Source organism: Bacillus sp. NS1, assembly GCF_058248265.1.
Genome location: NZ_JBZAZF010000001.1, coordinates 1,011,658 through 1,029,902, shown reverse-complemented (window position 1 = coordinate 1,029,902; position 18,245 = coordinate 1,011,658). Strand labels below are relative to the sequence as shown.

General features: G+C 42.6%; 20 protein-coding genes and 1 pseudogene. 13 read left to right on the top strand and 8 right to left on the bottom strand.

The window, feature by feature from the left end; translation table 11 throughout:
- Positions 1-48 precede the first annotated feature (48 nt).
- The 4 genes from AC4CV5_RS05150 (at position 49) to maeN (ending at position 5,080) form a co-directional block, all read left to right on the top strand.
- Positions 49-1,581 (top strand): ABC transporter ATP-binding protein, encoded by a 1,533-nt coding sequence (locus AC4CV5_RS05150; protein WP_456520467.1) that lies wholly within the window; start codon positions 49-51, stop codon positions 1,579-1,581.
- Positions 1,574-2,620 carry a guanosine ABC transporter permease NupP gene (gene nupP, locus AC4CV5_RS05145; protein ID WP_222141944.1) on the top strand — a complete coding sequence of 349 codons (1,047 nt, stop codon included), beginning with the start codon at positions 1,574-1,576 and terminating at the stop codon, positions 2,618-2,620. Before AC4CV5_RS05150 ends, nupP begins: the two co-directional genes overlap by 8 nt.
- Complete coding sequence (gene nupQ, locus AC4CV5_RS05140; RefSeq protein ID WP_326221984.1) at positions 2,621-3,580, top strand: guanosine ABC transporter permease NupQ; 960 nt, start codon at positions 2,621-2,623, stop codon at positions 3,578-3,580.
- Positions 3,581-3,733: 153 nt separating this feature from the next.
- Positions 3,734-5,080 (top strand): sodium/malate symporter MaeN, encoded by a 1,347-nt coding sequence (maeN, locus tag AC4CV5_RS05135; RefSeq protein WP_490922167.1) that lies wholly within the window; start codon positions 3,734-3,736, stop codon positions 5,078-5,080.
- A gap of 37 nt (positions 5,081-5,117) precedes the next feature.
- Here the strand turns inward: maeN and AC4CV5_RS05130 are convergent, their stop codons facing one another.
- The gene (locus AC4CV5_RS05130; RefSeq protein ID WP_166848899.1) at positions 5,118-5,333 is read right to left on the bottom strand and encodes a hypothetical protein; all 216 of its coding nucleotides are present in this window, start codon (positions 5,331-5,333) and stop codon (positions 5,118-5,120) included.
- Positions 5,334-5,563: 230 nt separating this feature from the next.
- Here AC4CV5_RS05130 and AC4CV5_RS05125 point away from each other — a divergent pair, with 230 nt between their 5' ends.
- From AC4CV5_RS05125 to mnhG, 7 genes are read left to right on the top strand one after another with little or no spacing between them, the layout of a single operon-like run.
- Positions 5,564-7,969 carry a Na+/H+ antiporter subunit A gene (locus AC4CV5_RS05125; protein WP_222141945.1) on the top strand — a complete coding sequence of 802 codons (2,406 nt, stop codon included), beginning with the start codon at positions 5,564-5,566 and terminating at the stop codon, positions 7,967-7,969.
- Positions 7,962-8,393, top strand: coding sequence for a Na(+)/H(+) antiporter subunit B (locus tag AC4CV5_RS05120; protein WP_166848893.1), 432 nt, complete (start codon positions 7,962-7,964; stop codon positions 8,391-8,393). The genes AC4CV5_RS05125 and AC4CV5_RS05120 overlap by 8 nt, the downstream gene beginning before the upstream one ends.
- Entirely contained in the window at positions 8,393-8,734 is a 342-nt protein-coding gene (locus AC4CV5_RS05115) for a Na(+)/H(+) antiporter subunit C (protein WP_003220730.1), read from the top strand. Before AC4CV5_RS05120 ends, AC4CV5_RS05115 begins: the two co-directional genes overlap by 1 nt.
- On the top strand, positions 8,727-10,208 hold the full coding sequence (locus AC4CV5_RS05110) for a Na+/H+ antiporter subunit D (RefSeq protein ID WP_166848890.1): 1,482 nt from the start codon (positions 8,727-8,729) through the stop codon (positions 10,206-10,208). Before AC4CV5_RS05115 ends, AC4CV5_RS05110 begins: the two co-directional genes overlap by 8 nt.
- Positions 10,209-10,213: 5 nt before the next feature.
- On the top strand, positions 10,214-10,690 hold the full coding sequence (locus tag AC4CV5_RS05105; RefSeq protein WP_166848885.1) for a Na+/H+ antiporter subunit E: 477 nt from the start codon (positions 10,214-10,216) through the stop codon (positions 10,688-10,690).
- Positions 10,690-10,974: a Na(+)/H(+) antiporter subunit F1 gene (locus AC4CV5_RS05100; protein ID WP_166848882.1), complete on the top strand. Its 285-nt coding sequence runs from the start codon at positions 10,690-10,692 to the stop codon at positions 10,972-10,974. Before AC4CV5_RS05105 ends, AC4CV5_RS05100 begins: the two co-directional genes overlap by 1 nt.
- The gene (gene mnhG, locus AC4CV5_RS05095) at positions 10,958-11,332 is read left to right on the top strand and encodes a monovalent cation/H(+) antiporter subunit G (RefSeq protein ID WP_166848879.1); all 375 of its coding nucleotides are present in this window, start codon (positions 10,958-10,960) and stop codon (positions 11,330-11,332) included. The genes AC4CV5_RS05100 and mnhG overlap by 17 nt, the downstream gene beginning before the upstream one ends.
- A gap of 38 nt (positions 11,333-11,370) precedes the next feature.
- Here mnhG and AC4CV5_RS05090 read toward each other — a convergent pair whose 3' ends face one another.
- The 6 genes from AC4CV5_RS05090 to degQ form a co-directional block, all read right to left on the bottom strand.
- Positions 11,371-11,751, bottom strand: a complete 381-nt coding sequence (locus AC4CV5_RS05090) for a hotdog fold thioesterase (protein ID WP_490922166.1) — start codon at positions 11,749-11,751, stop codon at positions 11,371-11,373.
- A 20-nt stretch (positions 11,752-11,771) separates the two neighbouring features.
- On the bottom strand, positions 11,772-12,416 hold the full coding sequence (gene comA, locus AC4CV5_RS05085; protein WP_166848873.1) for a two-component system response regulator ComA: 645 nt from the start codon (positions 12,414-12,416) through the stop codon (positions 11,772-11,774).
- Between the two features lie 80 nt (positions 12,417-12,496).
- Positions 12,497-14,797 (bottom strand): histidine kinase, encoded by a 2,301-nt coding sequence (locus tag AC4CV5_RS05080; protein WP_166848870.1) that lies wholly within the window; start codon positions 14,795-14,797, stop codon positions 12,497-12,499.
- 11 nt (positions 14,798-14,808) lie between these two features.
- Positions 14,809-14,973: a competence pheromone ComX gene (gene comX / locus AC4CV5_RS05075; RefSeq protein WP_015384519.1), complete on the bottom strand. Its 165-nt coding sequence runs from the start codon at positions 14,971-14,973 to the stop codon at positions 14,809-14,811.
- 12 nt (positions 14,974-14,985) lie between these two features.
- The gene (locus AC4CV5_RS05070; RefSeq protein WP_166848867.1) at positions 14,986-15,846 is read right to left on the bottom strand and encodes a polyprenyl synthetase family protein; all 861 of its coding nucleotides are present in this window, start codon (positions 15,844-15,846) and stop codon (positions 14,986-14,988) included.
- A gap of 184 nt (positions 15,847-16,030) precedes the next feature.
- Positions 16,031-16,171: a degradation enzyme regulation protein DegQ gene (gene degQ / locus AC4CV5_RS05065; RefSeq protein ID WP_003220708.1), complete on the bottom strand. Its 141-nt coding sequence runs from the start codon at positions 16,169-16,171 to the stop codon at positions 16,031-16,033.
- A 221-nt stretch (positions 16,172-16,392) separates the two neighbouring features.
- Between degQ and AC4CV5_RS05060 the strand changes: the two are divergent.
- Together AC4CV5_RS05060 and AC4CV5_RS05055 are read left to right on the top strand one after the other, a co-directional pair.
- Positions 16,393-16,455, top strand: a pseudogene (locus AC4CV5_RS05060) (hypothetical protein); the annotation flags it as partial.
- Between the two features lie 176 nt (positions 16,456-16,631).
- Positions 16,632-17,000, top strand: a complete 369-nt coding sequence (locus AC4CV5_RS05055) for a YuzC family spore coat inner layer protein (RefSeq protein ID WP_166848863.1) — start codon at positions 16,632-16,634, stop codon at positions 16,998-17,000.
- Here the strand turns inward: AC4CV5_RS05055 and pdeH are convergent.
- Complete coding sequence (gene pdeH / locus AC4CV5_RS05050) at positions 16,976-18,205, bottom strand: cyclic di-GMP phosphodiesterase (RefSeq protein ID WP_248602150.1); 1,230 nt, start codon at positions 18,203-18,205, stop codon at positions 16,976-16,978. The genes AC4CV5_RS05055 and pdeH overlap by 25 nt on opposite strands.
- Between the last annotated feature and the right edge of the window lie 40 nt (positions 18,206-18,245).

Sequence of the window (18,245 nt, the reverse complement as noted above, 5' to 3'; positions counted from 1 at the left end):
CCTTATCCCTTGTTTTTCTTTTATTTTGATTAAAGGAGCGGTCGATCAGTGGAATATGTCATTGAAATGCTCAATATTCGCAAGGAGTTTCCTGGTATCGTCGCCAATGACAATATCAACCTTCAGGTCAAAAAAGGCGAAATACACGCGTTGCTCGGTGAAAACGGAGCGGGGAAATCAACGCTAATGAATGTCCTTTTCGGGCTGTATCAGCCGGAGCGGGGCGAAATTCGGGTGCGCGGCGAGAAGGTCCTCATCAACAGCCCGAACAAAGCGAATGACCTTGGAATCGGAATGGTGCACCAGCACTTTATGCTTGTTGACACCTTTACAGTTGCAGAAAACATTATTCTCGGGAAAGAGCCAAAAAAGTTTGGCAAAATTGATCGGAAGCGTGCTGTCCAAGAGGTGCAGGACATATCCGACCAATACGGCCTTCAGATTGATCCCGGAGCAAAAGTCGCTGACATATCAGTCGGCATGCAGCAGCGCACAGAAATATTAAAAACCCTCTACCGCGGGGCCGATATTCTGATTTTTGATGAACCGACGGCTGTATTGACCCCTCATGAAATCAAAGAACTGATGCAAATCATGACTAACCTGGTCAATGAAGGGAAATCAATCATCTTAATCACCCATAAATTAAAAGAGATTATGGAGGTTTGTGACCGCGTTACCATTATCCGCAAAGGAAAAGGCATCAAAACACTTGATGTCCGGGATACAAACAAAGACGAGCTCGCCAGTCTTATGGTCGGACGCGAAGTATCGTTCAAAACCGAAAAGAAGGCAGCTCAGCCAGGGGCGGAAGTGCTTGTGATTGACGGAGTGACTGTAAAGGATGGCCGCGGAGTAGAATCAGTCAGGAATTTGTCGCTTTCTGTCAAAGCAGGAGAAATTGTCGGTATTGCTGGCGTTGACGGAAATGGGCAATCTGAGCTGATTGAAGCAATAACAGGACTCCGCAAAACAGATTCAGGAACAATCACCTTAAACGGAAAACAGCTCCAAAACCTAGCGCCAAGAAAAGTCACCGAATCCGGAATCGGGCATATTCCCCAGGATCGCCATAAACACGGTCTCGTCCTTGATTTTCCGATCGGAGAAAATATCGTGCTGCAAAGCTACTACAAAAAGCCGTATTCAGCATTTGGCGTTTTACATAAAAGCGAAATGTACAAAAAAGCCCGCAGCCTGATCAGCGAGTATGACGTCAGAACGCCGGATGAATATACACACGCCCGGGCATTGTCAGGCGGAAACCAGCAAAAAGCGATTATCGGGCGGGAAATAGACCGGAATCCTGATTTATTAATAGCCGCCCAGCCGACTCGCGGCCTTGATGTCGGAGCAATTGAATTTGTCCATAAAAAACTCATTGAGCAGCGCGATGCCGGAAAAGCCGTTCTTCTCCTCTCGTTTGAGCTTGAAGAAATTATGAATCTCAGTGACAGAATCGCTGTTATTTTTGAAGGTCACATGATCGCCAGCGTCGATCCGCAGGACACCACTGAGCAGGAGCTCGGGCTCTTGATGGCAGGAAGCACACGGAAGGAGGCGGGGAAAGCAAATGGTTAAACGACTCTCTCATTTATTCGTGCCGCTCATTGCAATCATCCTTGGTCTTGTGGCCGGTGCACTGATTATGCTTGCGAGCGGATACAGTGTGATCAGCGGATATTCGGCTTTGTGGAATGGGATATTCGGAGAAATCTATTATGTCGGTGAAACCATCCGCCAAATTACGCCTTATATTTTATCCGGGTTGGCTGTCGCCTTTGCATTCCGAACCGGACTCTTTAATATCGGCGTCGAGGGCCAGCTGCTCGTCGGCTGGACAGCAGCGGTTTGGGTCGGGACGGCCTTTGATGGACCGGCATATATCCACATGCCGCTCGCATTGATTACAGCGGCAGCAGCAGGAGGATTATGGGGTTTTATTCCCGGTATTTTGAAAGCACGCTTTTACGTTCATGAAGTCATTGTCACCATTATGATGAATTATATCGCGCTGCATATGACCAATTACATCATTTCAAACGTCTTGACAGATCGTCAGGATAAGACGGAGAAAATTCATGAATCCGCCTCCCTCCGCTCGCCGTTTCTTGAACAGATAACCGATTATTCACGGCTGCATTGGGGGATCGTCGTTGCTCTTCTCGCAGCAGTTATCATGTGGTTTATCATCAACAAAACAACAAAGGGATTTGAGCTTCGGGCGGTCGGATTTAACCAGCACGCTTCCCAGTATGCCGGTATGAGCGTGCGCAAGAATATCATGACCTCCATGCTCATCTCAGGTGCTTTTGCAGGTCTTGCCGGAGCCATGGAGGGGCTTGGGACTTTCGAATACGCAGCCGTGAAGGGCGCATTTACCGGCGTAGGCTTTGACGGTATCGCTGTCGCTCTTCTCGGGGGAAACACAGCTGTCGGTGTTGTGCTGGCTGCATGCCTGCTTGGCGGCCTGAAAATCGGCGCTTTAAATATGCCGATTGAATCAGGTGTACCGTCAGAGGTCGTTGATATTGTGATTGCCATTATCATTCTGTTTGTGGCTTCAAGCTACGCGATTCGTTTTGTCATGGGCAAATTGAAGAAAAAGGGGGCGAACTAAGTGGACATTGTGCAGATTTTATCCATCATTGTCCCAGCTACACTCGTCTATGCGGCCCCGCTTATTTTAACTGCTCTCGGCGGCGTGTTTTCTGAGAGATCAGGTGTTGTGAATATCGGCCTTGAAGGTCTCATGATTATCGGGGCATTCACCAGCGTGTTATTTAATTTATTTTTAGGTCCCGAATTGGGTGCCGCTGCGCCTTGGCTTTCACTCCTTGCCGCCATGGCAGCAGGCGCGCTGTTCTCACTGATTCACGCCGCAGCAGCGATTTCGTTTCGCGCCGATCAGACAGTCAGCGGTGTCGCCATTAACATGCTGGCGCTTGGGGCAACTTTATTTATCGTAAAACTGATCTACGGCAAAGCGCAGACAGACAAAATCCCTGAGCCTTTTTATAAAACGAAGATTCCCGGCTTAGGCGACATTCCTGTATTGGGAAAGATCTTTTTTTCGGATGTCTATTATACGTCTATTCTTGCAATTGCACTGGCCATTATTTCTTGGTTTGTCTTGTTCAAAACACCGTTCGGCCTTCGTATCCGTTCTGTCGGAGAGCATCCGATGGCGGCCGATACGATGGGAATCAACGTATATAAAATGCGCTACATCGGCGTGATGATCAGCGGATTGTTCGGCGGTCTCGGCGGCGGCGTATATGCCTCCACGATTGCGCTTGATTTCACGCACTCTACCATCTCCGGGCAAGGCTTTATCGCACTGGCAGCCCTTGTATTCGGAAAATGGCATCCGATTGGAGCACTCGGGGCCGCCCTGTTTTTCGGATTCGCCCAAAGCTTGAGCATCATCGGCTCGCTGCTCCCTCTTTTTAAAGACATACCGAATGTGTATATGCTGATGGCGCCTTATGTATTAACGATTCTCGCTTTAACCGGCTTTATTGGGCGTGCAGATGCCCCAAAAGCTAATGGCGTGCCTTATATTAAAGGAAAAAGATAAAACCTTCTCCCTGGGAAGACGCTTCTCAGGGATTTTTTTCTAATCCAAATGTCCCTCTTAATTTAATTGTTTATCAGTTTTTTAACTTAAAAAAATATGAAGTGTTAACGCTTTCTTGTAGACTGTAACAAACAATACATGGGGGTGTATGACATGGGAGCAATTCCAAAAACGGGGACAATTTCACCTGAGCAAAAAGACCCACAGGAGAAAAACCTGTTTCAAAAAATCTGGACCTGGGAAATCGGTGTGATTCCTCTGCCATTATACACAGTGTTAGCTATTATTATTATTCTTGCAGCCTATTACAATGAGCTGCCCGCAAACATGCTTGGCGGGTTTGCCATCATCATGATTCTGGGTGTGTTTCTTGGAGACATCGGCCAGCGCATTCCGATATTGAAGGATATTGGCGGCCCTGCTATTTTATCTTTGTTTGTTCCTTCATTTTTAGTCTTTTACAATGTGCTGAACTCAACATCTTTAGACGCTGTAACCAACTTGATGAAAACATCTAACTTCCTTTATTTCTATATCGCTTGTCTAGTTGTAGGAAGTATCCTCGGAATGAACAGAACTGTTTTAATACAAGGGTTTATTAGAATGTTCGTTCCATTGGTTGCTGGAACAATCGCGGCAGTTGCGGCCGGCATCCTTGTCGGATTTATTTTTGGCTACAGTGCCTATGATTCCTTTTTCTTTGTTGTTGTTCCGATTATTGCCGGAGGAATAGGTGAAGGAATTTTGCCGCTCTCAATCGCCTATTCACAAATACTGGGTTCATCCGCTGATGTGTTTGTATCTCAGCTGGTCCCTGCGGCTATTATCGGAAACGTTTTTGCTATCATCTGTGCTGCCTTAATGAAAAAGCTTGGCGATAAGCGTCCAGATCTAAATGGAAACGGTCGCCTCGTAAAATCTAAAAAAGCAAACGAGATTTTCAACCAAAAAGAAGCCGAAGCAAAAATTGATTTTAAACTGATGGGAGCCGGTGTTCTGCTCGCGTGTACATTCTTTATTTTCGGCGGGTTATTGGAGAAATTCATCTTCATCCCGGGTGCGATCTTAATGATTATTTCAGCGGCGGCTGTCAAATATGCGAATATTCTTCCGAAAAAAATGGAGGATGGCGCTTACCAGCTCTATAAGTTTATTTCTTCAAGCTTTACATGGCCGCTGATGGTCGGTCTCGGCATCCTCTTTATTCCGTTGGATGATGTGGCGTCTGTGATTTCTATTCCGTTTGTCATCATTTGTATTTCAGTAGTTATCGCAATGATTGCTTCTGGATATTTTGTGGGCAAACTGATGAACATGTACCCGGTTGAATCTGCAATCGTTACCTGCTGCCACAGCGGTCTCGGCGGAACTGGTGATGTTGCAATTTTATCTGCGTCAGGAAGAATGGGCCTTATGCCGTTCGCCCAAATTTCCACCCGCCTCGGCGGTGCAGGTACAGTCATTTGCGCGACAGTTCTGCTTCGTTTTTTCACTTCATAATCAGAAAAAGAGTTCCGTTATATACGGAACTCTTTTTTTATCTGTTCACAATCCGAATATACTCTCGGGGGCCAAACGGCAGATCCTTTGATTCCATTTCACTCATTCTTGCTGACAGGTGGTGCTCCAATAAATACAGCTCCCACTCCTCACTAGCCTTCCCACCGCTGCGTCCGTCATATTGATTCAACATGAATGCCCCTGCAAATACTGAGCAGAATAAACCTGAGCACATCAATACCTTTCTTTTCACATGACCAGCTCCTTACATTCAGCTTGATCAGGAATGATTTTAAATATACAAATGACATTATTTTTGTTAGACTTATTTTAAGGTCAAAAGAACTCATAAAAGCTCATTGCGCAGTTCGAAGCATGGCAGCTTGCAGAAAAGTGCGATATAATTTGGACTAGGTCGTTTGACCGTATATTTGATACATAGCGCATTTTTCAATTGAGAAAGAGAAAAAGGAGGTCTTATCTTTGCAGCTCTTACACTTTGCTATTTTATCGCCTTTCTTATTTGCTTTTATCATTCCCTTCTTGGCAAAATACGCAAAAAGAGTGCACACGGGCTGGTTTGTGTTGGTCCTGCCCGTCTTGCTGTTTATATACTTTCTCCCAATGATCAGGATGACACAATCCGGAGAAACATTGCGGTCGGTATTTGAGTGGATTCCTTCACTTGGCATTAATTTTACCGTTTATATAGACGGTCTCGGATTATTATTCGCCTTGCTGATCACAGGCATCGGCTCTTTGGTCACTCTTTACAGCATTTATTATTTATCGAAAGAAAAAGAACAGCTTGGTCCCTTTTATGTCTACTTATTGATGTTCATGGGCGCCATGCTCGGTGTCGTTCTTGTAGACAATGTCATGGTTCTCTACATGTTTTGGGAGCTCACCAGCCTTTCATCCTTTTTGCTGATCGGCTATTGGTATAAGCGTGAAAAGTCTCGCTACGGCGCCGCCAAATCACTTTTGATTACGGTCAGCGGCGGGCTGTGCATGCTCGGCGGATTTATTCTCCTATATCTGATAACGGATTCCTTCAGTATTAGAGAGATGATTCATCAGGTTCAATTAATTGCCGGCCACGACTTGTTTATCCCGGCTATGATTCTCATTTTACTAGGGGCATTTACGAAATCCGCGCAATTCCCTTTTTATATCTGGCTGCCTGATGCGATGGAAGCTCCGACACCTGTCAGCGCTTATCTCCATTCAGCTACTATGGTCAAAGCCGGCATTTATGTGATTGCGAGATTTAGTCCTATTTTCGCCTTTTCAGCTCAGTGGTTTTGGATCGTTTCCCTCGTCGGGCTCTTTACGATGGTTTGGGGTTCATTCCATGCCGTGAAACAAACTGATTTAAAATCGATTTTGGCATTTTCAACCGTCAGCCAGCTCGGAATGATCATCTCCATGCTCGGAGTCAGTGCTGCGGCCCTTCATTATGGCCATACAGAATATTATACAGTTGCCGCTATGGCTGCCATTTTCCATTTAATCAATCACGCTACTTTTAAAGGAAGCTTGTTTATGGCAGTCGGGATTATCGATCACGAAACAGGCACACGGGATGTCCGGAAGCTCGGCGGCCTGATGGCGATTATGCCGATTACATTTACGATTTCCTTAATCGGAACATTTTCAATGGCCGGCCTTCCGCCGTTTAACGGGTTTTTGAGTAAAGAAATGTTTTTCACAAGCATGCTTCGCATCACACATTTCGATCTGTTCAACGTACAGACATGGGGCATGTTATTCCCTGTTTTCGCCTGGATCGGAAGCGTATTTACGTTTATCTACAGCATGAAATTGTTGTTTAAAACATTTAGAGGAAGTTACCAGCCTGAGCAGCTTGAAAAACAGGCTCACGAAGCACCGATTGGCATGCTCGTATCACCTGTCATACTTGTCGCTTTGGCTGTCAGCCTCTTCTTTTTCCCGAATATATTGTCGTACAGCTTGATAGAGCCTGCGATGAACTCGATCTACCCGACACTGCTGGACAGCCATGAGAAATTCCATGTTCACATTTCACAATGGCATGGGCCGACGACCGAATTGAAGATGACAGCTGGCATCATTGTTCTCGGCACACTTGGATATTTGGCAATGAATAAGTGGAAGGGAATCTATAAGCTGTTTCCTTCCAAGCTCACACTCAACCGGTTATACGACAAGCTTGTGACGCTGATGGAGAAAGGGTCTTATCGAGTCACCAAACAATATATGACCGGGTTTTTAAGAGATTATTTGCTGTATATCTTCGCTGGTTTCATCATTCTGATGGGCGGAGCTTTTGTCATCAAAGGCGGGTTTTCCTTTACAACGGAAGGCATGGCTAAAATCGGCGTATACGAAATCATTTTGACGGTTGTCATGATCAGCGCCACAGCGGCGACTGTTTTTGCCAGATCAAGACTGACGGCGATTATCTCGCTCGGTGTTGTCGGTTATACGCTCGCACTGTTTTTTGTGATTTTCAGGGCGCCGGACTTAGCATTGACTCAGCTAGTCATTGAAACCATTTCTGTGGCACTGTTCCTGCTTTGTTTCTACCACCTGCCGAAACTGAGGCTGAAAAAGAAAACGAGAACGTTCCGATTGACGAACTTTATCATTGCTTTAGGCGTCGGCATTATCGTCACCCTGCTTGGTATTGCATCTTCAAGCCAGCGGACAAAGGACAGCATTTCATCCTTCTTCTTAAAACACAGCCATGATCTCGGCGGAGGGGATAATGTCGTCAATGTCATCCTCGTTGATTTCAGGGGCTTTGATACAATGTTTGAAATTACGGTATTAACGATTGCCGCTCTCGGCATTTACAGCATGATTAAAACAAAAGTAAAAGAGGAGGGGAAAAGCGGTGAATGAACAAAAAACAAATGACTTGATTCTTCAAACCGTGACAAAACTTGTATCCTTTATCATTTTGCTTTTCTCTTTCTATTTATTTTTATCAGGGCATAACGCGCCTGGAGGAGGATTTGTCGGCGGGCTGATCACATCCTCTTCCATCGTTCTATTACTTCTGGCATATGATTTAAAAACCGTTCGTTCCATTTTGCCGGTTAATTTCATTTATATCGCGGGAGCCGGCCTTCTGCTCGCTGTTTTGACCGGGGTTGGCTCCTTTGTCTTCGGGGCTCCTTTTTTAACCCATACATTCGGATACTTTCAGCTTCCAATCTTTGGGAAAACGGAGCTCGCCACGGCGACGATATTTGATTTAGGCGTTTATCTTGTTGTCGTAGGCATTACGATGACCATTATTCAAACGATTGGAGAGGAAGAATAATGGAAATCTTAATGGCTGTTTTAGCCGGTATTATTTTTATGGCTGCTACGTATTTGCTGCTGTCTAAAAGCCTGCTTCGCGTCATTATCGGAACAGCACTGTTAAGCCATGGCGTTCATTTAATGCTTTTGACTATGGGAGGATTAAAGAAAGGTGCCGCTCCGATTTTGAGCGAGCATGCCAAATCATTTGTCGATCCGCTTCCGCAAGCCCTGATTTTGACGGCAATTGTCATTTCGTTTGGCGTCACATCATTCATCCTCGTCATGGCCTTCCGCGCTTATCAGGAATTGAAATCGGACGATATGGATCAAATGAGGGGAAATGATCAACATGAATAATTTTGTTATTTTGCCAATCCTGATCCCGCTCCTGTCGGCCATTCTGCTGATTTTCATGACGAAGAATCTTATGCTCATGCGGATCTTCAGCACTGCGGCATCGGCAATCGGGATTGTGATCAGTGGCATACTCGTACAGACAGTCTTTACAAATGGGATCCAGACACTCAGTTTGGGCGGCTGGAAAGCGCCGTACGGCATTGTGCTGGTCGCAGACCAATTCGCCAGCCTGCTCGTTCTCACAACATCGATAATCGGTTTATTGGTTGTGCTTTATTCCTTCCGTTCAGTCGGTGAAAAACGGGAGCGTTCCTTTTATTACTCCGGCGTTCAGTTTTTGCTTGCCGGTGTCAGCGGAGCGTTTTTAACAGGCGATTTATTTAATATGTACGTATTTTTTGAGCTTCTGCTCATCGCTTCCTATATGCTGATTGTATTAGGCGGCACAAAAATTCAGCTGCGGGAGTCCCTTAAATATATTGTGTTTAATATCGTATCGTCTGCCTTGTTTGTCATCGGTGTCGGCTTTTTATACGCTGTAACCGGTACGTTAAACATGGCGGACCTTAGTGTGAAAATCAGCGAATCAGGACAAACCGGGCTGATCACTGTGATTGGTGTCCTGCTGCTATTGGTATTTGGCATGAAGGGCGGAATCTTCCCCCTCTACTTTTGGCTTCCAGGGTCGTATTACGCTCCTCCGGCGGCAATCTCCGCGTTGTTCGGTGCATTGCTCACAAAAGTCGGTTTATATGCGATTACTAGGGTCTTCACATTGATTTTTATTCACGATACAGCCTTTACCCATCAGCTGATGATTTGGCTGGCGGCGCTGACTGTGATTTTCGGTGTTATCGGTTCACTCGCTTATTCGGATGTCATGAAAATTGTGATCTACAACATTATTACTGCTGTCGGCGTGATTTTGTTCGGTGTGGCAGTTCATACCCCCGCATCAATTCAGGGCGCGATTTACTACCTGATTCACGATATGCTGATTAAAGGCGCTTTATTTATGCTGGCGGGCACGCTGATCGCATTGACAGGAACAGCAAGCCTGAAAAAAATGGGCGGGCTGATCAAACGCTACCCTGTTCTTGGATGGATGTTTTTCATTTCAGCTATTTCTCTTGCTGGCATCCCGCCTCTCAGCGGATTTGTCGGCAAATTTAAGATTGCGGAAGGCGGCTTCGCAGAAGGTGAATTTACGATTTCCATGCTGATTTTGCTTTCGAGTCTGCTCGTACTTTACTCTGTGCTGAGGATCTTTATACATGCGTTTTGGGGCGAAGAAAAAGAAACACCAAAACCAAATCATAAAACAGCTAAAGGACTTCTTTATCCGGCAGCTATTTTTCTCTTACTGTCTCTTCTCTTCGGATTGGGTACAGAATGGGTGTCGCCTTACGTTGATCAAGCGGCCGAGACGTTGCTGAATCCGGAAAAATATATTGAAGCTGTTTTGAAGGAGTAGATCGCATGGCATTTCAAATTTTATTAAATGTGTTTCTCGCTTTTTGCTGGATGTTCTTGAGCAATAGTCCAAGCACCGCAGGATTCTTCACAGGTTATATTCTGGGAATGCTCTCTCTCTTTTTCTTCCGGCGCTTTTTTACTCGCCAGTTTTATCTTTGGAAAATGATTTCTATCATCAAACTCTTTTTGATTTTTTTAAAGGAACTGTACCTTGCCAATGTCAGTGTACTGAAATCAGTCCTATCGCCGAAACTGAATATCAGACCGGGCATTTTCGCTTTTAAAACAGAGCTCACGACGGATTGGGAAATCACCCTGCTGTCACTGCTCATTACGTTAACGCCGGGAACCTTGGTGATGGATATTTCAGATGACAGGACGATTCTATATATTCACGCGATGGATATCGAGGATGCGGAAAAAGCCATTTTTGATATTCGCGAGTCATTTGAAAAAGCCATACAGGAGGTGAGCCGCTGATGTTTACACTGATTCTGCAACTCGCACTCGGCATTGTGGCTGTGTCTACCTTTTTGTATGTCATTCGTGTCATTAAAGGGCCGACTGTGCCTGACCGGGTCGTGGCTCTAGATGCAATCGGCATTAATCTGATCGCAATCACGGCGCTTGTCTCCATATTGCTGAACACAAGTGCATTTCTGGATATTATTTTGCTGCTGGGGATTTTATCATTTATCGGAACGATCGCATTTTCCAAGTTCCTGGAGAAAGGAGAGATTATCGAAAATGATCGAAATCGCTAAGGTCGTAGTGGCTGTATTCATTTTGCTTGGCGCACTTGTGTGCCTCGTTGCTTCATTAGGAGTAATTCGCCTTCCTGATGTGTTTACACGTTCTCATGCTGCATCTAAAGGCTCAACGTTAGGCGTCAATATGATTCTGCTTGGTGTCTTCTTCTATTTGTGGTTTGTAACGGGGAACATTTCCGCTAAAATCCTGCTCGGGATTCTCTTTATCTTTATTACGTCGCCTGTCGGGGGACACTTGATCTGCCGTGCTGCGTACAACTCCGGCGTCAAGCTTGATAAGAGAAGTGTACAGGATGACTATAACGGGATCAGAAACTTTGTGATTAAACGAAAAGAGGATTCTTACTTATAAAAATAAGCAGCCGGACAGGCAGAGTTCCGGCTGTTTTTTTATTTCTTGATGACAGCCAGCGTGCATCTGGAGATACAGATCAGCCTCTCTTGCTCGTCATAAATGTGAATTTGATAGACAATAGTCGTTCTGCCTATATGAACGGGTTCGGCTACTGCCTTTACCGTTCCTTCCTTTACGGATTTTAAATGGTTGGCGTTAATCTCCAAACCGACACAAGCTTGTGCAGTGTGATCAATCAGGTTCTGCGCCCCTGCGCTAGCCGCGGTTTCCGCCAGAGCTACTGAAGCACCTCCATGCAAATATCCGAAAGGCTGCACCGTCCGATGATCCACCGGCATGACCGCAATGCATCGTTCCGCTGTGTTTTCAACAATCTCAATTCCAAGTGCTTCAAGCAATGTGTGTTTCATATCCATTATATACAACCCCCCTTTATCTAAAGTACACCGTCTGATTTCGCAATCAAAACCGCTTCCGTCCGGGAACCGACATTCAGCTTATTGAAAATAGATGTCAGGCTGTATTCAATGGACCGCTTGCTTAAATGAAGTGCATCTGCGATTTCTTGGTTTGTAAATCCCTTTTCAACTTCTTGAAGAATCAGGCATTCTCTAGGTGTGAGCACATCTTGTTCTTTTTGAGAGGAAGGAGCCGGCTTTGTTTTTTGCTGAGTCATTAGCTGTTTAAAGTAAGCAAAATCGACTAAAATTTCTCCGTTGAGTACGTGGTATATGTATTGGGTGATCTTTTCTTTAGATTCCGTTTTGCTGATGGCACCGTGCAGACCCGCACGAATCGCTTCCTCAAAATAATCCTCGACCTCATAACCGGTATAAACGATAATTTTACACTGAGGATTCTCTTGTAAAATCTGTTTAGAAAGCTCCATCCCATTAACCTCGCCGCCTAAATTCAGATCCATTAAAATGAGATCATATGACGAGAAATCATGCTGCTTAATAAACTGTTCGGTCGGTTCAGGACTGAGACAATCAACAGACAGATTCGAATCCGTTTCCAAAATTGTCTTGGTGCCTTCCATGACAGCCGGATGGTCATCAATCACTAGTATCTTTTTCATGTTTTCCTCCCTTTTACTCACTCTTTTCCATTTTATAAAAAAGACTTGGCTTGTGCCAAGTCGTTTCCGTTATAAAACCATTACAATTCGATTTCAATATCAGCCTTAAAGCCCTTTCCTTCACTTGTTTCAATCCGAAGGCGTCCATCTAAAGCCCTGACTCTCTCCTTAATGCCAGAAAGCCCCATACTCATGGAATGCCCATTATTTTTTTCTTGATCAAACCCTACGCCATCGTCCTCATAATGAAGAACGATTTTGTTTTGAATACTGATGAGCATAATCAGTACATCGGTCGCCTGAGAGTGCTTGACCGCATTAGACAGAAACTCTTGAATGATCCGGTACAAATTCAGCTGCGAATCCAGATCAAGCGAAGCCGTAAATCTGCCGGTATTTAAACGGATATGAAACGGAACCCGCTCCTGCTGCTGCGCCACAAGCTTCGACAGCGCCTTCACCAGCCCAAGATCATACAGAAGCTGCGGCCGCAATTCATGACACGTCTCCCTCGTCATTGAAATCACATCAGACATCTGCTCATTCATCTGTACAAGCTTGTCCTGCACCTCTTCCTGACAAGGATTATCGTCCTTCTTAAAATCAGCCAAAAACAGCTCACACTGGCGCTTTAATGAAATCAAATCCTGAAGAACGGAATCGTGGAGATCGCGGGCGAGATCAGAGCGTTGTTTTTCCTCGATGGTGTACATGAGTTTTTTGAGCCATACTGGGTTTGATTCTTGTTGTTTTATTTCTTCTAAATGACTCATCAGCTCTTCAATTTTCATGACGTTTTCGATCGATACGTTTGTATAAAAAGCCAAGGTTTTCAGCCAAGAAAGTTCTTCAAGTGTGAGGCGGGGCGTATTCATTTTAGATAAACAAAGAATCACAAATGATTTCCCACCGCGTTCACCTATCTTCATGACAAAGCCTTTATTAAATTCAACAATTTTCCCTATTTCGGATGTTACTTTTCTAAATTCTTTTTGATAGACTTTTTCGAATGAATTTACGGTCTCATCATCATATAGCTTAATCCTTCCGTCTGCTGAAACTTCATATACATATGCTCGGCTAACTAGAGAGACCTCAAGTATAGTATTTTTCAGTTCTTCAAATACTTGAGTCAGGGAAGTTGAGTCTCTAATCAGTTGCGTAAATTTATATATACTGTCTTGATAATTGAATTTTTCCGAAACCCTTTTTAATCTAAATTTAAAATCAAGAACTTCTTTATAATAAAACACTGCCACCATAATAATATACATCAGAATCGCAAGTCTGAAATAATAATAATCTCCAGTTGGACTTCCCATTAACTCAAATACAGTAACTAAAATAATTGTGGGCGTTAATGCTAAAATTCCATAATATTTTAACCTACTTAAAATAAAATCCACATTATAAATTTTATTTGTCATAAATTGATAAACCAAAGAAAATGGTATTAGGAACATAAATGAAGCAGCTATAAAAGAAGAAATCCCATCAGTGCTTAAGAATACATAAGGTACTATATATAAAAACAAAAACGGCGAAAAAGATAAAATATTAATTATGGTAAGAACTTTTAAAATATGCGCTTGTTCAGTATCCTTACTTTTAATTAAAATAGATCCAAAATATACGCTCACGATTATAAATGAAATAAAGAACGAAAGTAAATTTATTTTAGGCACATAATGTCTAAAGAAAAGGTGAGTTCGCAACAATTCAAAAACTAGATTTAGTACTGGAATTGCATATACTATGAAAACTTTTTTGTTAAATAACACAGTGCCTAGCTCTTTAAAATACTGATATAAGAAAAGAAGATAGTTAAACATTACAGATGTTAAAGTGAATACCATTATACATCTGCTTAACCAATCTCCCTTTGCAGATCCACCCGCACTTAAATAAGCTAAAGAAGCAGATAACAAAAAAATGATTAAAATCAAAGCAGAGAGTAGTTTTTTCGATTCATTTATTTTTAGAATGAAGAAACAACAAAATAGACAAGCTATATAAAATATTAGTGGGATCACAAAAGTAGTAAAATTTCCATCATTCATTAAATCAGGCTTAATTTTAACCTTTGCTCCATTTCTCTCGACGACTATTGAGCTCACATGGTTTGAATTATATTTTTGAACTTCAAGAGGACGTTTAACTTTATGATTATTGATACTTTTGATGACGTCCCCTTTTTGTAGTCCTGAATAATAAGCCGTAGAGAACTCCTCAATATTTGTTATTACAACTTCATTGTCTTGATTTTTGGCTACTGCTGCACCAACTAAAAGTTTACTCGAACTTATATACGTTAAATAACTTACATAGACTAAACTCACTAAAATCAAAAAAATTGAAACTTTGTTGTACCATGCCTTCATTTAATAAAGCCTCACGAAGGAACCCAATTACCATTAGTATAAATTTGCAATCCTCTAAAGGCATCAACTATACTTTTCAATTGATCCTTATCTATATTCAATAAAGAGGCTCTACCTTCCATGACCTCATCTAAAACTTCTGGATTTTTCACTAAGTAACCGACTATTTCCTGCATATAAATCCTCCTTTATTTTATGATTCCTGTTATTAATTCTTTTATTTTATTCTCTTGTAATTCTAATCTAGCAATTTCTTTTTTTAGTTTTTGTAATGACAAGTGTTTCATCACAAGTAAATATTGCACTACGCCTGCCTCAGTTAGTTTTTCTTTTATATGTTTGGGATTTAATGATAAGAACAACTCAGCATTTTCATACCAACTCAAGATTTCTACAGAAGCTTCATTAAAACGTTTATTTAAGTATAAGTATGCCAATGTGTTTTTCTTCTGAATAAAATCGTTATTTAAATAATATAAACCTTGGTAATCATTTTCAATTTGTGCAATAATGCCGAGTTCATAAGAATAAGAAGCCACGATGGGATGGTATTTGCCGGTTGCCAGCATTACTCCCATAACACAGGGCAGTGCTGTTAGCGCTCCTGATTTATTTTTGATCATTTCAAGACAGGCTTCTTCAGTTTTCGGCGCATTCACAATATCATCATGCTGGCCTTGAATTGATTGTAATGCAAAATTCAATATCTCTTGTGAAAATTCTGGTTCATGACTAGCTTGGCACATCACTTGTATACTTAGGGTGTAAAGAGCTGTAACTGCATTTAAAGCAATTGACGAGTCAATCTTCATCCAGACAGCACTTCCATTATCTTGATCCTCTAAGTCATCATAAATATCGAATGAGAGTATAAGCAATTCAATTCCGGCAGCTAGCAATTCGATTGCTTTTTGGTCCTGACCGTTAAAAGCTAAATAATGATGAAGAGCCAAATCGGCAAACTCAAACGTATCCTTAGACTCAATAAAATTCTGAAGATATCGTTCCAAGTCCTGATTCATTATTTTTTGGCTTACAATCTCCTTCATTTTCTCCTTGATCCGGACAGAATCTAAACATATCTGCTCAATAACGACTTCCCCCCTCCCATTCCATTTTACTAAATGGGACATTTAAAGGACAGCAGGTTTTTCGTTTTTTAACAATCATATAATACTTTATCCTTTTATTGTATGGGAAGAACGAAAAAAAAGACTTGTTTCCAAGTCTTTTTCACGAAATTTTCATTGCATAATTGTATTTATCGAGCTGATCAATGCTTTTGTTAATGTTTCGTAATGAATCTGTCGTTTCTTTAATATCAAGTTCGAGTCGGAATAACAATTGTTTTACTTCTTCAAGTTTCTTTTCCATCGTTTCCACACTCCTTTTTTTGAAAGATCAATGAATTGTGTATGGTGAACGAGTCCTAGGTATTTGATCTGTTACTAATAGTGTATCTGCTTTCGGCTTATTTTTCACCGAAAAGTATGCAAAAAAGTCCTGCGTGACACCGCAAATCTCAATAGGCCCTTATACTCAAAGGAATCACAACAAGAACGGGACTATCTTTCTATGCGAAAGAGCGTATATATCTGCTGAAATTGAGAAAGATTCTTAATCTCCTTGATTTTAACGTGTTTCGTATTTTTATTAAGTAAGACTATAGTCCTTCGTGCCTTATTTTCAAAATTGAAGATGCGATTCTTGGCGTATCCTGACCGACAAACACCGAAAAGACCGCAACGCTAAAGTTGTGGCCTTTTCGCTTTGTCATATTCGGCAATTAGGGATCTATACATATAGAAACATCCCTTTTATGTGAGGTGGTCCCATGAGATATCATTATCCTTGGTTTTACGCCTATCCGTATGAGATTCGCCGCCCTCCAGCTTCTCCTGCCAATACAGATAACTTTATCCGTTCAGCGAGGGAGGCGTCAGGGCTGTTCGCCGATGCCCAGCTTGTTCTTAACCGCATTGCGGGCTCGCGGGAGCTCTCGCACCGCATCCTGACCTCAGCCGAGCAGTCCGACAAACAATCTGTAAAGCGCCTGATCAAACAAATGGGCGTACGGCATGAAGTGGATACCGTTTTTAATCCCGACGGCATTTACATCAGCCTCATCGGGACGCAAAGCCGAATGATTCTTGCTTTGCGGTGGTCAGAGGACCGCAATCATTTTGCGTCCATCAGATTATGACACCACTCCAGAGCCTCAAGATAACATTCATACGCTTCTTCTTTGTCCAGTTCTTTGCCTAATTCTGTGCAGGTGTCCCAGTTGTTGCTTTCAATTAATTTCACAAGCTCAAGCATTTGATAGTAGTCGTTTTGATAGCCTAATAACGCTTGCCCGACTTCATCTTTTAAAGGCAATTCTTGAATAATCTCCTCTATTTCTCGGTGCAGCAGGGTGTCTATGAGAGAAAACATTCCAATCAGCATATAAGAAGCAGGCTGCGGCCTGGATGCTTTTCTCGCCAGCAGTTCACAAAGCTTTGCTCTCATCAAAGAAATCTTAATGATTTCGTGCTTGCTGGAGTGCCCTTTTCTGCTTAAATCCTTAAAGGAAAGAATATATATCCACCGTTTAATTTCATTAAACCCCAGCAGCATAATGGCCTGTTGAATGCTTTCAATTTTCTGGCTCAAACGGCTGTGGGATGAGTTTAAAAATTTTAAGATTTGATAGGACAGTGATAAATCCCGCTCTATGTATTCGGTCACACGCTGTATGTTGGGCTGTTCTTTGCTCAATTCGTTAAGCAGTTCATAGTAAGAATAGAAATGAGTCGACAGGTCATGGCCGCTGATGATGCGCGGTTCGCTGAAAAAGTAGCCCTGGAATAATTGAAAGCCGTCTTGTGCCGCTTGTTTATATTCCTTTCGGGTCTCTACTTTTTCCGCTAAAAAAATCAAGCCTCTGCAGCCGTAGGTTTGCAAAATTTTTCTGCGTTCCATTCGTGTTGTTTTGAGAAAATCAATTTTCAATATATCAATATAGCTCATGAGCTTTTCCAATAAGCATTCATTTTGCGGGTTTATTGCATAAAAATCATCAAGTGCCAGCATATACCCCATTTTTTTCAGCTCTTTGCATCTTGAGATGAGGGCCGGCGTGATCGGTATATCTTCAAGGATTTCAATGACAAGCTGTTTCGGATTGAAGGAGGTGGGAAGATTCGAATACATCAGGCTTTCCGTAAAATTAACAAAACAGCGTTTCCCTTCCGTCAGCTTCTCAATTCCGATATTTAAAAAGCTGTTGATCACCAAATCAGCCGTTGCCTGATCGCCGTCTTTAGCGCTATATACATTCTCTTCGCTTTCTCTATACAGCAGTTCATAAGCAACAACCTGTTCTTTTCTATTAAAAATAGGCTGTCTTGCAACAAACACCCTCATTGATTTATCCCCCCTTACAATACGCGCAGCTTTTCACCCC

What these genes read in the sequence shown, in the direction of transcription:
- AC4CV5_RS05100 (WP_166848882.1), top strand. Translation starts at nt 10,690, where the DNA reads ATGTTTACACTGATTCTGCAACTCGCACTCGGCATTGTGGCTGTGTCT.
- comX (WP_015384519.1), bottom strand. Translation starts at nt 14,973, where the DNA reads ATGCAGGAAATAGTCGGTTACTTAGTGAAAAATCCAGAAGTTTTAGAT.
- AC4CV5_RS05080 (WP_166848870.1), bottom strand. Translation starts at nt 14,797, where the DNA reads ATGAAGGCATGGTACAACAAAGTTTCAATTTTTTTGATTTTAGTGAGT.
- maeN (WP_490922167.1), top strand. Translation starts at nt 3,734, where the DNA reads ATGGGAGCAATTCCAAAAACGGGGACAATTTCACCTGAGCAAAAAGAC.
- AC4CV5_RS05110 (WP_166848890.1), top strand. Translation starts at nt 8,727, where the DNA reads ATGAATAATTTTGTTATTTTGCCAATCCTGATCCCGCTCCTGTCGGCC.
- AC4CV5_RS05090 (WP_490922166.1), bottom strand. Translation starts at nt 11,751, where the DNA reads ATGGATATGAAACACACATTGCTTGAAGCACTTGGAATTGAGATTGTT.
- nupP (WP_222141944.1), top strand. Translation starts at nt 1,574, where the DNA reads ATGGTTAAACGACTCTCTCATTTATTCGTGCCGCTCATTGCAATCATC.
- AC4CV5_RS05105 (WP_166848885.1), top strand. Translation starts at nt 10,214, where the DNA reads ATGGCATTTCAAATTTTATTAAATGTGTTTCTCGCTTTTTGCTGGATG.
- AC4CV5_RS05115 (WP_003220730.1), top strand. Translation starts at nt 8,393, where the DNA reads ATGGAAATCTTAATGGCTGTTTTAGCCGGTATTATTTTTATGGCTGCT.
- pdeH (WP_248602150.1), bottom strand. Translation starts at nt 18,205, where the DNA reads ATGAGGGTGTTTGTTGCAAGACAGCCTATTTTTAATAGAAAAGAACAG.
- AC4CV5_RS05070 (WP_166848867.1), bottom strand. Translation starts at nt 15,846, where the DNA reads ATGAAGGAGATTGTAAGCCAAAAAATAATGAATCAGGACTTGGAACGA.
- mnhG (WP_166848879.1), top strand. Translation starts at nt 10,958, where the DNA reads ATGATCGAAATCGCTAAGGTCGTAGTGGCTGTATTCATTTTGCTTGGC.
- AC4CV5_RS05055 (WP_166848863.1), top strand. Translation starts at nt 16,632, where the DNA reads ATGAGATATCATTATCCTTGGTTTTACGCCTATCCGTATGAGATTCGC.
- comA (WP_166848873.1), bottom strand. Translation starts at nt 12,416, where the DNA reads ATGAAAAAGATACTAGTGATTGATGACCATCCGGCTGTCATGGAAGGC.
- degQ (WP_003220708.1), bottom strand. Translation starts at nt 16,171, where the DNA reads ATGGAAAAGAAACTTGAAGAAGTAAAACAATTGTTATTCCGACTCGAA.